9 protein-coding genes are annotated in these 12410 nt (G+C 74.5%); 2 read left to right on the top strand and 7 right to left on the bottom strand.

Translation table 11 applies throughout. The features are described from left to right. Window positions 1–11: 11 nt before the first annotated feature. From ACIPSC_RS13130 to ACIPSC_RS13120, 3 genes are all read right to left on the bottom strand, one after another. Window positions 12–875: a CPBP family intramembrane glutamic endopeptidase gene (locus tag ACIPSC_RS13130; RefSeq protein ID WP_400825354.1), complete on the bottom strand. Its 864-nt coding sequence runs from the start codon at window positions 873–875 to the stop codon at window positions 12–14. Between the two features lie 117 nt (window positions 876–992). Then, window positions 993–1544, bottom strand: a complete 552-nt coding sequence (locus ACIPSC_RS13125) for a rhodanese-like domain-containing protein (protein ID WP_400825352.1) — start codon at window positions 1542–1544, stop codon at window positions 993–995. Between the two features lie 105 nt (window positions 1545–1649). Next, entirely contained in the window at window positions 1650–3128 is a 1479-nt protein-coding gene (locus tag ACIPSC_RS13120) for a helix-turn-helix domain-containing protein (RefSeq protein WP_400825351.1), read from the bottom strand. Between the two features lie 361 nt (window positions 3129–3489). On the opposite strand from ACIPSC_RS13120, the gene ACIPSC_RS13115 reads away from it, so the two are divergent. Next, entirely contained in the window at window positions 3490–6675 is a 3186-nt protein-coding gene (locus ACIPSC_RS13115) for a M28 family peptidase (RefSeq protein WP_400825350.1), read from the top strand. A 99-nt stretch (window positions 6676–6774) separates the two neighbouring features. Here ACIPSC_RS13115 and ACIPSC_RS13110 read toward each other — a convergent pair whose 3' ends face one another. The 3 genes from ACIPSC_RS13110 to ACIPSC_RS13100 form a co-directional block, all read right to left on the bottom strand. Further along, window positions 6775–7419 (bottom strand): hypothetical protein, encoded by a 645-nt coding sequence (locus ACIPSC_RS13110; RefSeq protein ID WP_400825348.1) that lies wholly within the window; start codon window positions 7417–7419, stop codon window positions 6775–6777. A 272-nt stretch (window positions 7420–7691) separates the two neighbouring features. Then, the gene (locus ACIPSC_RS13105) at window positions 7692–7949 is read right to left on the bottom strand and encodes a hypothetical protein (protein ID WP_400825347.1); all 258 of its coding nucleotides are present in this window, start codon (window positions 7947–7949) and stop codon (window positions 7692–7694) included. Next, window positions 7946–8344: a hypothetical protein gene (locus ACIPSC_RS13100; protein ID WP_400825345.1), complete on the bottom strand. Its 399-nt coding sequence runs from the start codon at window positions 8342–8344 to the stop codon at window positions 7946–7948. Before ACIPSC_RS13100 ends, ACIPSC_RS13105 begins: the two co-directional genes overlap by 4 nt. 233 nt (window positions 8345–8577) lie before the next feature. Between ACIPSC_RS13100 and ACIPSC_RS13095 the strand changes: the two genes are divergently transcribed. After that, window positions 8578–9909 (top strand): cytochrome P450, encoded by a 1332-nt coding sequence (locus tag ACIPSC_RS13095; RefSeq protein ID WP_400825344.1) that lies wholly within the window; start codon window positions 8578–8580, stop codon window positions 9907–9909. 88 nt (window positions 9910–9997) lie between these two features. Here the strand turns inward: ACIPSC_RS13095 and ACIPSC_RS13090 are convergent, their stop codons facing one another. Next, window positions 9998–12187: a discoidin domain-containing protein gene (locus ACIPSC_RS13090; RefSeq protein ID WP_400825343.1), complete on the bottom strand. Its 2190-nt coding sequence runs from the start codon at window positions 12185–12187 to the stop codon at window positions 9998–10000. Between the last annotated feature and the right edge of the window lie 223 nt (window positions 12188–12410).

Below are 12410 nucleotides of genomic sequence, written 5' to 3'. Positions count from 1 at the left end.
GCCCCCTCGCCTCAGCGCGCCCCGTGCGCAGCCGTCAGAATACTGACCGCCGGCCTGCGCAGCACCCACGGCACCGCCGCCACCAGGCACGCGGCACCGAACAGCACCATGGGCAGCACCGCGCCGGACTCCTCGTCCATGGCCAGCAGCATCCCGAGGTTGACCAGGGTGTGGAAGCCGCCCGCGAGCAGCAGCCGGTTGGCCCGCACGCCTTCCAGGCCGAGGCCGAGCACCACGGACATCGCCACGGTGGCCGCCAGGAAGCCGGCCGCGTAGGCCGGGGCCTGCGCGAGGACCTGCACGTGCCACAGGCCCCACACCAGGCCGACCAGGGCCGAGGCGGCGAGCGGGCCGAACCTGGCCCGGGCCAGCGGCTGGAGCAGGCAGCGCCAGCCGATCTCCTCCCCGCAGGCGCCGACCAGTTGGGCCGCCACGACCAGGGCGAACGGGTGCTCCAGGGTGCGCGGGTCGGTCAGCCGGGCGTCGCCGCCCACCAGCGCGTACGCGCCCGCGCTCAGCACGATGATCAGTGGCGCGGTGAGCAGGAGCAGCGCCTCCCGCCGCCCGGTCCCGTGTGCCCCGCCCCCGTCCGAACCGCTCCCGTCCGAGGCGGTCCCGTCCGAACCGCGCGGGCCGGGCAGCGCGCCGGCGAGCCTGCGCCGGATCCGCGCGGGCCAGAGCAGCGCCACCGCCGCCACCCCGGCGGCGGGCCCGAACTGCGTCAACTGCACGACCTCGGTGGGTATCCCCGTGCCGGGCTGCACCGCCCCGAACACGCCCGCCGCCACGAACGCGACGGACAGGAACACCCCCGCCTCCGCCTTCCACTCCCGCATGCCGCCCAGCCTTCCGGTGCTCGGTTCCGTACCTGTCACCGTCGACTCTTCCGCGCCGGCCGCTCGCGGCCATTGCGTCCAGCTGCCCGGCAGGGGTGCAGGTAGCTGCACCCCCTGGCCGGCTGGACAGGGCTCCGGGCCTGCGACAACCGGGCGTCAGCAGGCGCAGGAGATGCCGGAGCGCGGCGCGGTCAGGTCGTCGATCGGGCGCTGGTCGGTGCCGTGGTCGGTGTCGTAGGCGAAGCCCTCGCGCGCCCAGTACTCGAAGCCGCCGATCATCTCCTTGACCGCGTAGCCGAGCCGGGCGAAGGCCAGGGCGGCGCGGGTGGCGCCGTTGCAGCCGGGGCCCCAGCAGTAGGTGACCACGGTGGTGTCACGGCCGATCAGCTGCGGTGCCAGCTCGGCGATCCGTGCGGTGGGGATGTGCAGGGCGCCGGGGATCCGGCCCTGCGACCAGGCGGCGTCGTTGCGGGAGTCGACCACGACCACGCCGGGCACGCCCGCCGCCAGGTCGGCGTGGACGTCGGAGACGTCGGCCTCGAAGGAGAGGCGGGCGAGGTAATGGGCGGCGGCGACGGCCGGGTCGGCGGCGGGGACGCTCAGCACGGCGCTCGCGGTCGCAGCGACGCCGGTGGCCGGGGCGGCGGCCGTGGCCGGGGCAGCGGGCATCGGCGTGGCGGTGGCGGTCGAAGCGGTGGTGGCAGCCATGGGGTGCTCCTCGACGGTGGGTCCGGGGGGCCGCCCTGTTCGGCGGTGCCTCGATCCTCGCGCCCGCCCGGCACCACCCGCGAGCGGCGTGATCGCCTGTGATCGTCAAGATCCCGCCAGCCCGGCGGCGGCCAGCCGGCGGTGCAGTCCGCGCAGCTCGTGCCGGACCAGCGCCGGCAGCGCGGCGGCGTCCTCCAGCAGCGGTCCGACCAGCTCCGCGGCCGTCCGCGGGTCGCGCGCGCAGAGGTGGCAGTCGGCGATCCGGATGGTGAAGAGCAGTCGCGCGGACGGGAGTTGGTCCGGCCCGAGGAGCCGCAGCGCGGTGCGCGCCGCGTCGACGGCGCGCAGCGCCAGCCGGGGGTCGTCGACGGCCACGGCGGCGTCGCGCAGCGCGGCCGCGGCGCCGGCCTCGACCCGCAGGCGCATCGAGGCGATGGAGAGCCAGGGCGCGTCGGACTCGTCGTGCTCGCCGATGTGGTCGAGGTGGAGCCGGGCGCGGGCGATGTGCCGGACGGTCCCCCGGACGTCGCCGGCCAGGGCGTACGCGCGGGCCCGGCCGACCTGGGACATCGCACCGGCCCAGTGCCGCCCGGGCGCGGCGCGGCCGATCTCCACGGCGTAGCCGAGGGCGGCGGCCGGGTCGCCGTCTAGCCGGGCGAGGGTGCTCATGTCGCTGAGCGCCGCGACCTGGGTGGCCGGGTCGTCGGCCAGTTCGGCCCAGGTGAGCGCGCGGTCGAAGCAGGCCATCGCGGTGGCGTTGCGCCCGTCCTGCATCCGCAGGCCGCCGGCGGCGTGCGCGTACTCGGCGGCGAGCCGGGCGAGCGGGCGGCGGTCGCGGGCGGAGCGGGTGCGGGCGAGCCGGCGGAGGATGACCCGCAGGGTCTCCTCGACGGCGGAGGTGCCGGGCGCGGCGGGTGCCTCGCCGGCGCGGAGCCGGGCGGCGAGCAGGCCGGCCAGGGCGTGGGCGGTGTCGGCGTCCAGCGGCGGGGCGGTGTCGGGGTCGGCGGCGCAGAACGCGGCGTGCAGGGCGGCGGCATCGGCGGGCGCGGGGACGGCGCAGCCGTCGGCGCCGTGCAGCGGGCAGAGCAGGCCGTAGTCGGGGAGGCGGCGGGGCGGGTCGACGACGAGCGGCGGCGGTACGAGCAGCGGCGCGGGCTGCGGCCGGGGGCCGACGCCGGGCGTGCCGGGCAGCGGCGGGCGGGCCCAGTCGGCCGGTGCGGCGGGCGTCTCCCGGTCCCACTCCTCGGCCCGGCGGCAGGCGGCGCGCAGGTCGCCGCCGGCGGCGAGCAGGTCGTCGAGGCGGGCGGCGAGCTGCGGGGCGGCCCGGCGGGTGCCGTGCTCCAACTTGCTGACGGCGGTGTGGTCGTAGCCGATCGCGGCGCCGAGCTGCGCCTGGGTGAGGCCGGCCCGGCGGCGCCAGTGCCGCAGCCGGGCGCCGAAGGCCCGCCGGAGCAGTTCGGCCGGCGGGCCGGTGACGGGCGGGCCGGTGACGGGCGGTGCGTCGACGGGCGGGCCGGCAACAGGTGGCCCGGCGACGGGCGGTGCGTCGGCCGCGTCCGGCGCATTGGCGTGGTTCCGGTGCACGGGGCTGCCCTCCCGAGTCCGCTCCCAGGTCGATCCTTCGCGCGCTCTTCCGGTCCGATCCAGTCCATCCGTTGCCAAGGGCCCTGCCGAGGACGGTACTCGACCGGAGCCGCCGCGTACATCCGATACCGCCAACTGGTCTCAACCTCTTGGTCTCAACCTCTCTACAAAACCCGCAGCTTGACAGAACTTGCCAACCGCACGAGTGCCGTGCTCCAGCCGTTGACGGTGGCATGACGGCGTGTGAGGGTTCCGGCACCCGAGCGCGGACCACCGTACGGCCGTCCCCCTGCGGCCTCCGGTGAGTGCCAGTCAGGCGCGGTCCGCGGTCGAGCACCCCCACGTTCGAGGAGCCTCGGAAATGAAACGCAGACTGCTGACGGCGGGAACCACCCTGACCGTCCTGGCCGGCATGCTCACCGCCACCGCGGTCGGGCAGGCCGCCGCCGATCCGGGACCGGCCGCCGCCGCGCCGCCGAGCGCGCTGGCCGCCGCCGTCAACGCCGCCGACCAGGCGGCCGCGGCGGGCCTGGACGCCCTGGCCAAGGGGCCGGGCGAGACCTACGAGCGCCAGTCCGTCACCCCGTGGCTGGGCGGCCTCTACTCGGTCGCGTACGAGCGCAGCTACCGGGGTCTGCCGGTGGTCGGCGGCGACGCCGTCGTGATAGCCGACGGCCAGGGCAGGGTCCGGGGCCTGCAGGCCGCCGCGACCGGGCCGGTCGGCGGCTCCACCACGCCACTGGTGAGCGCCGCCAGGGCGGAGAAGACCGCCCGTACCAAGCTGGCCGCGGTCGACGGAGTCGAGGTGCGCCGCCTGGTGGTCCGGGTCAAGGACGGCACCGGCCGGCTCGCCTGGGAGACCGTACTGGGCGGCCGCTCCGCCGGCGCCCCGAGCCGGCTGCACGTCTTCGTCGACGCCCGCAGCGGCGAGCTGATCGACAGCTACGACGACGTCAAGGCCGGTACCGCGAACAGCAAGTGGAACGGCCCGAGCCCGGTCACCATCAGCACCACCGCCTCCGGCGGCTCGTACTCGCTGCGCGACCCGAACCGGCCCGGCCTGAGCTGCGCGGACTACAGCAGCGGCCAGGTGTTCAGCAAGTCGAGCGACTCCTGGGGCAACGGCAGCCCGACCAGCAAGGAGACCGGCTGCGCCGACGTGATGTTCGCGGCGCAGAAGGAGTGGGACATGCTCCGCGACTGGCTGGGCCGCAACGGGCACAACGGCAACGGCGGCAGCTGGCCGGTCAAGGTCGGCCTGAACGACGTCAACGCCTACTGGGACGGCTCGTCCGTCTCCATCGGCCACAACAACGCCAACGAGTGGATCGCCGCGATCGACGTGGTCGGCCACGAGTTCGGCCACGGCATCGACCAGTACACCCCCGGCGGCGCCAACAACGAGAACGGGCTCGGCGAGGGCACCGGCGACATCTTCGGCGCACTCACCGAGGCCTACGCCAACGAGCCGTCGCCGTACGACAGTCCGGACTACACCGTCGGCGAGATGATCAACCTGGTCGGCCGCGGGCCGATCCGGAACATGGCCAACCCCTCCCAGGTCAACAACGACCCCAACTGCTACTCCAGCTCGATCCCCAGCACCGAGGTGCACGCCGCGGCCGGCCCGCTGAACCACTGGTTCTACCTGCTGGCCGAGGGCTCGAACCCGGGCGGCGGCAAGCCCACCAGCCCGACCTGCAACAACTCCTCGGTGACCGGCATCGGCATCAAGGACGCCGGGCGGATCTTCTACGGCGGCATGCTGCTCAAGACCAGCGGCATGACCTACAAGCGGTACCGCACCGCCACCCTGACCGCGGCGAAGAGCCTCGACCCGAGCTGCAACCTCTTCACCCGCACCAAGGCGGCCTGGGACGCGGTCAGCGTGCCGGCCCAGACCGGCGACCCGACCTGCACCAGCACCGGCCCCGAGTTCTCGATGACGCTGAACCCGGCCACCGGCTCGGTCCAGCCCGGCTCCTCGGCCACCGCGACGGTCAACACCTCGGTCGTCTCCGGTTCCGCGCAGACGGTCGCCCTGACCGCCTCCGGCGCGCCCGCGGGCGCCACCGTCTCGTTCAGCCCGTCCTCGGTCCAGGCCGGCTCCTCGGCGACGATGACCGTCGCGACCTCGGCCGCCACCCCCGCGGGCAGCTACGTCATCACCGTGACCGGCACCGGCACCACCACCCACACCGCGCAGTACACGCTGACGGTCGGCGGCGGCAACCCCGGCGGCGACGCGCCCGACGTCAGCGTGGCCAACGTCCAGGCGCACCTGGCCCAGCTCAACACCGTCGCCTCGCAGAACGGCGGCAACCGCCGGGCCGGCACGGCCGGACACAGCCAGTCGCTCGCCTACGTCAAGGGCAAGCTGCAGGCCGCCGGCTACACCGTCAGCGAGCAGACCTGCACCTCCTGCACCTACCAGTCCAACAACCTGGTCGCCGACTGGCCGGGCGGGCCGTCCGACCAGGTCACCATGTTCGGCGCCCACCTGGACAGCGTCGGCGCGGGCCCCGGCATCAACGACAACGGCTCCGGCTCGGCCGTCCTGCTGGAGACCGCGCTGGTGCTCGCCCAGCAGAACCCGGGCCTGACCCGGCACGTCCGGTTCGCCTGGTGGACCGGCGAGGAGCAGGGGCTGCAGGGCTCCCAGTACTACGTCGGCCAGCTGAGCTCCGCCCAGCGCAGCGCGATCAAGGGCTACTACAACTTCGACATGGTCGGCTCGCCCAACGCCGGCTACTTCATCAACAACCTCAACTCCGCCGCCTCGGCGCCGATGAAGGCCTACTGGGACTCCCTGGGCGTGCAGCCCGAGGAGAACGTCGAGGGCCAGGGCCGCTCGGACGACTACTCGTTCCAGCAGGCCGGCATCCCCACCTCCGGCTACGCGGCCGGCGCCAGCGCCACCAAGTCCTCGGCGCAGGCGGCCAAGTGGGGCGGCACCGCGGGCCGCGCGTACGACTCCTGCTACCACTCGGCGTGCGACACCACGGGCAACATCAACGCCACCGCGCTGGACCGCAGCGCCGACGGCGTCGCGTACACCCTGTGGAAGACCTCGGTGGGCGGCGGTCAGCCGAGCAGCGACTTCTCGATCGCGGTGAACCCGGCCACCGGCACCACCCCCCCGGGCGGCTCGGTCAGCGCCACGGTCTCCACGGCCACCACCTCCGGTTCGGCGCAGACGGTGAACCTGGCAGTCTCGGGCGCGCCGAGCGGGGTCACGGCCTCGGTCAGCCCCTCCTCGGTGCAGTCCGGCGGGTCCGCGACGCTGAACGTCGCGGTCGGCTCCGGCACCGCGGCCGGCACCTACACCCTCACCGTGACCGGCACCGGCGCGGCCACCCACACCACCACCTACTCGCTGGTGGTCGGCACCGACCCCAACCCGGGCGGCACCTGGACGCCGGGCACCACCTACCGGGCGGGTGACGTCGTCACCTTCAACGGTGTGAGCTACCGCTGCATCCAGGGCCACACGGCCCAGGTCGGCTGGGAGCCCCCGATCGTCCCGGCGCTCTGGCAGCAGATCTGAGCGGACGGATCCACTGCCGGACGGCGGGACAGGCTGTGCCGCGGAGTCGTCGAGGGGGACGACCCGCGGCACAGCCGTGTCCGCACGGGGCGCGGCGCGTCAGCCCGGGTGGAATACGATCCGGACATTGGCGTCGACCGGGAGGATCAGGACGTTGCCCGCGTCCCACGTCCAATTGCGGGGGATCAGGAACATCCGGCCGTTGACCTGTGCCAGCAGCCGGAGGCCGCGGTACCGGTAGCGGAACCGCTGCCCCGCTCCCCCGTCCGGCAGGGCTCGCTCGTCCACCCCGGACCACTGGAGATAGAGCCGCTCGGTGGTGTCGAGGACGACGGCCGGACGCAGCGCCAGGTTGTCGGCGAGCCGCTCGGCGTCGTTCTCCCCCTTCTGGTGGGCGAAGCCGCCGGCGGCCCAGAACGAGCAGAGCACGATGAGCGCCACGCTGATGCCCAGCGCCGCCCGCTCCCCGGTGAGCGGGTAGGGGACGCCGGTGGTCCGGACGGCCAGCAGCCTGGCCAGTACGACCAGCAGGAGCGCGCCACCCAACAGGAGCGGGGTGCCCATCGGCCCCGCGTCGATCGCCTCGAACCCGGCCAGGAAGCCGAGCACCACCAGCGGGACGACCACCAGTGCGACGGCCCAGCAGGCCCGGCCGACGACCCGGCGGCCGTCCGTCCCGGTCCGCACGGCCCGGGTCGCGAGGTGGTAGGCGAGCGCGGCCAGCAGGGCGCCGCAGAGCAGCACGCCGGCCGGGAGGTAGAGCGCGGGCGAGCTGCGGAGCAGGAGGTCCTGGGTGCCGAATCCGAGCGTCGCGGCGTCCAGGCCGAAGTAGTTGTAGAGCGAGTCGGTGTACGCGAAGCCGAAGAAGAACAGCAGCGCGGTGACGAGGGTGGTCGGCCCGATCCAGGAGGCGATCAGTCCCAGCCAGCTGCTCCACGAACGGCCGGTGGAGGGCTCGGAGGCCGGCGCAGGCTCAGGGGGCGGTTCGGGGGCGGGCGGCTCCTCCGCGGCAGGGCTCAGGGGGTGCTCCCGCTGCCGGCGCTGCTTCCGGACGTGGTGCCCGAGGTGGTTCCGGACGTGGTGCCCCCGTTCTGGCCGCCGTTCCCGCCACCTCCGTTGGCGTTGGTGTCATCCGGGACCTGCACCGTGCCGTCGGCCCTCACCGACTGGTTCTTCCCTCCGGCGACCAGGGTGAAGCAGATCTGGAAGTCGGACGTGGGCTTCGGCTCCCCCAGCTCGTATTTGACGTACGCGGAGCCCCCGATGAACGTCACGTCCTTGGAGTCGGGGGAGCTCGAACCACCTGCGCAGTCGTGCACCCCCTTGACGTGGCCGTGAAGGTGCTCGTCACCGTGCTCTTGAGGGTGATGTTGATGTTGTCGGGCCACACCCCGGTGGCGCTCGCCGAGACGTTGCCCGCGCCGGCGAACCCACCCTGGTTCCCACCCGCCTGGGTCCGCTTGTCCTCGGGCTGCTGCCCCGAGCCCTCGGCCGGGGGTGTGTCCCCCAGCTCGGCGGCGCCGGGCGCCGAGCTCTTCGTCCCGGAACCGGAGTCGGATCCGCCTCCACCGCCACAGGCTGCCAGCACCGGCAGCAGCAGCGCCGCGGCCGCCCACCGGACTGGTCTGCCGGCGGTCCTGCGGGGCGTGGTGAGCGCGGTCCCGGGCATGCGATCTCCCATCCGAAGGGGCGAACCGAGAAGACGGCCGGGCAGGCCACGCCGAAGGTTACCCGTTCGCACACGATTTGCCTGTCCGCCGGCCGAGTGGAACAGCGCCGCGTACGGGGCCGGGAAAGCTCCGCCCGTCCCCTGTTCGGGCGACCGATGACGGTGAAGTCCCGGTGACGTACAGTCAGGCGCGACAGTGTCCTGCCCCTGCCGGCCCGCCTAGGAGTTCCCCCGTGGCCACGGAAGCCCACCCCGCCCCCGTTCCGCCGCCCGCCGCCGGGGCGGGGCAGCCCGCGCCGGTGGCCGTGCCCGAGCTGTCGGCCGAGGCCGTCGCGCGGTGGCAGGCCGAGAAGGCCGACCTGGTCGAGCTGTTCGCGCAGGCGCAGCGCGAGCTCGGCAGGGTGGCCGCGATCCGGATCGGGCCGCGGCCGACCGTCCTGGTGACCGGCCCGGAGGCCGTCCAGCACGTGCTCGGGCGCCACCCCGAGCGGTACGTGAAGCGCTCGCACCGGGCCCGGATGCTGGCCGGTGAGGGCGTGCTCTCCGCGACCGGCGAGGCGTGGAAGCGCCAACGGCGGCTGCTGCAGTCCCAGTTCACCGGCACCGGGATGCGCCGCTACGAGCAGCGGATCGCCGAGGCTGCGCGGCGCACCGCCGACCGCTGGGCGCAGTACGCCCGCACCGGCGAGGAGTTCGACGTCGCCGAGGAGATGCGGTACTTCGCGCTCGACACCATCTGGCGGGCCCTGACCGGGCACCCGCTGGACGACCGGACCGACCGCGAACTGGCCGCGGTGGCCCGCGTGGTGGCCGCGATGCCGACGCTGCCCGCGGACGGCGCCGGCATCCCCGAGGCGGTCGGGGCCGACCTCGCGCGGATCGACGCCGTCGCGCACGCTGCGATCGACGCCGCCAGGCGCGCCCCGGAGGGGGACGGCCTGCTGCGGGTCCTGGTCGAGGCCGGGGAGGAGCACCCCGAGTACACCGACCGGCTGATCCGCGACGAGCTGGTCACCCTGCTGGTGGCCGGTCACGAGACCACCGCCACCACGCTGACCTGGCTCTTCCTGCTGCTCGACCGCCACCCCGAGGCACGCGCGTGGGTCCTGGCGGCGGGCCCCGCGGACTCCGCGGAGCGGCGGGAGGCGGTGCAGGCACTGGTCAACGAGACACTGCGGCTCTACCCGTCCGCGTGGATCCTGCCCCGGCACGCGGCCGAGGACGACACCCTGGTGGGCCACCGGATCGAGGCGGGCACGGACGTCATCGTCAGCCCCTACCTGACCCACCGCGACCCGGCCCTCTGGCCCGACCCGGAGCGCTTCGACCCGGCCCGCTTCACCACCTCCGGCGCCCGCCCGGCGCACCTGGGCGCGTACTACCCGTTCGGTCTGGGTGCCCGGGCCTGCCTCGGCACCCAGTTCGCCGTCCGGGAGACCACCGCGCTGCTCGAACTCCTGCTCCCCGCGCACCGGCCCCGGTTCCTGAGCACCCCGGCCGGCGCCGCGTACAGCATCACCGTCCGCCCCGACGGGCCGACGCCGGCGGTGCTGGCCGGGGCGTGAACGGGGGCGTGCCCCGGTCCTCGGAGGGACCGGGGCACACCGCGTGAGCTCTGAGCTCACGGGCTCACGGGCTCACGGGCTCACGGGCTCACGGGTAGGACACCACCGTCGACGGGGTGGTGGACGTCCCCGAGGTCGCGGCGCCGGTGCCGTTGATCACGTGCTCGTACTGGCCGTTGCCGCCCAGCGAGACCACCAGCAGGTCGTGGAACCGCACGCCCGGCCGGACCGGCGCCTCGAAGCCGTGGTCCATCCGGATGGTCGGGTCCACGTTGTAGTAGCAGTAGCTGCCGAGGCCCCACCCCTCGTGGGTGGTGACGCCGTCGTCGACCTTGTACGCGGCGAAGCCCTTGGTCGCGCCGTTCTGCACCGCGGCCTGGTTCGGGGCGTCGTAGGCCTTCTCGTTCTGGAAGAAGACCGTCCGCCCGCGCTCGCCGGACCACTGCACGTCGTACTTCTTGAAGTGCTCGACGAACAGGCCGGTGGCGAGCACGTCGTCGCCGCGGACCAGTAGGCCGTAGTCGGCGGGGTTGGTGGTCCAGCCGACGCCGGCGCCGTGGTCGGCGCGCCAGATCCAGGTGTGGTCGATGATCACGTCGTCGCTGTTGACCACGACCCCGGCGGTCGCCGAGCCGGGGCCCGCCCCGCCGACGCGGATGAACACGTCCTGCAGCGTGGTCGGGTCGGCCGCGTGGTCGGCGGCGGCGCCGTCCGGGCCGATCTGCACCAGCGAGGGCGAGTTGACCGCCCCGGCATCGATCAGCAGCCCGGCCAGCCGGACGCCGTCGACGTCCGCGACCTTGATCGCCGTCACCCCGTTGTCCGGGACGACCGTCGCCAGGCCGAGGCCGAGCACCACGGTGTCCGGCCGGGTGACCTCGATCGGCCGGTCGACGTGGTAGACGCCCGGGGTGAAGAGCAGGTCGAGCCCCTGGGCGAGCGCGGCGTTGATGGTGGCGGCGGTGGCACCCGGCTTGACCAGGTAGAAGTGGTCGAGCGGGCGCGAGGTGCCCTGCGGGGTGCCGTCCCAGGAGACGCCGCGGGCATTGGTCCGCTTCGCCGGGACGAACACCTTGTACTGGCCGCCGTCCAGGTAGAGGAAGGGCTTCTCGCGGGAGACCGGGGTGGTGTCCAGCGTGGTGTAGGGCGGGTTGGGGAAGGTCTGCGCGGGCGCGCCCTGGACGCCGGAGAACACCTGGTTCCAGACGCCGTTGGAGAAGCCGCCGATCGTGCTGTCCCGCGTGTACCACTGCTGCTGCGAGTAGTTGCCGATGCTGCCGTCGATCCGGCTGTCCGCGATGTACCCGCCGCTGGCCCAACCGTAGCCGTCCGGCGCCAGGTTGAGGCCGCCGCGGACGTGCATCCGGCGGAACGGCGCGGCCTGGGCGACGGCCCAGCGGTCGGTGCCGTTGACCGGGGTGAGCGCCAGGTTCTCCGCGGAGCGCCAGAAGTTCTGGGTGGCGTTGCCGTTGAACCAGCCGGCGTCCACCGTGACGTCCCCGTTGACGGCCGTGTCGTCCGGCTTCAGGCCGAGGCCCGCGATCGTGGTGTAGAAGCCGAGTTGGACGTTGAGGTTGCTGTAGCTTCCCGGCTTGAAGAGCAGGGCGTAGCGCTCCGGGCCGAACTGGTTGGCCTCCTGCTTGCGGAAGACCTCGTCGACCTTGGCCTGGATCCCGGGCGTGGCCGGGTCGAAGACCAGCACGTTGGGGCCGAGGTCGCCGCCGCCCTGGACCGGCGGGACGCCGTCACCGGTGTTGACCTGCATGCTCCAGAGCGAGTAGCCCCAACCGGTGCCCCGGGTAAGGCCGTTCAGCCGGACGAAGCGGCCGCTGCCGGAGACGGCGAGCGTCTCGGTGCCGCCGGCCCCGCTGTCGGTGGCGTACAGCGTCCGCCAGGTGGTGCCGTCGTCGGAGGCCTGGATCTGGTACGAACGCCCGTAGGCGGTCTCCCAGTTGAGCACGACGCGGCAGAGCTGCCGGACGGAGCCGAGGTCGACCTGGAGCCACTGCGGGTCGGCGAAGGCCGAGGACCAGCGGGTGCCCGGGTCGCCGTCGACGGCGTTGCCGGCGGCCAGGGCGGCGTTCTCGGTGGAGGAGGCGGTGGCGGGCCGGCCGCGGGCGGCGTCGTCGGTGCCGCAGTCGGCGGCGGCCGCGGCCCGGGCGGGCGGGGCCGCCTGGGCAGGTGGGGCGGGCGCGGCCAGGGCGGTGCCGGCCAGCAGGGCCGCCAGGCCGAACAGGGCGGTGGGGCCCCGACGGGGGCGTGCTGAGGTCAGCCTCATGGGCTACTCCTGCGGTGGGGGTGGGCGGGTGCGGGGGCGGCACACCGGGAACCGCACCCGGCGCAGCGCAGGCGCCGGGCGGTGGGGAGCGGCGGTGCGGCCGGAGTCCGGGTGGGATCCGGGCGGCCGTGCGGGCAGCACGGACCGCCGCGGCGGCCGGTCACCGGGGTGTGCGGCGGAGCGCCACCGGCCCGCCGTCCGGGCCCGGGGAGCGCCCCCGATC

The sequence above is a fragment of the Kitasatospora sp. NPDC090091 genome, assembly GCF_044747365.1.
Classification (GTDB): Bacteria; Actinomycetota; Actinomycetes; order Streptomycetales; family Streptomycetaceae; genus Kitasatospora.
The sequence above is the reverse complement of the archived record's forward strand: the minus strand, read 5'-3'. Positions and strand labels throughout refer to the sequence as shown.

Coding starts and splice junctions, on each gene's coding strand:
- ACIPSC_RS13100 (WP_400825345.1), bottom strand. CDS start 8,344: ATGCCCGGGACCGCGCTCACCACGCCCCGCAGGACCGCCGGCAGACCA.
- ACIPSC_RS13115 (WP_400825350.1), top strand. CDS start 3,490: ATGAAACGCAGACTGCTGACGGCGGGAACCACCCTGACCGTCCTGGCC.
- ACIPSC_RS13090 (WP_400825343.1), bottom strand. CDS start 12,187: ATGAGGCTGACCTCAGCACGCCCCCGTCGGGGCCCCACCGCCCTGTTC.
- ACIPSC_RS13125 (WP_400825352.1), bottom strand. CDS start 1,544: ATGGCTGCCACCACCGCTTCGACCGCCACCGCCACGCCGATGCCCGCT.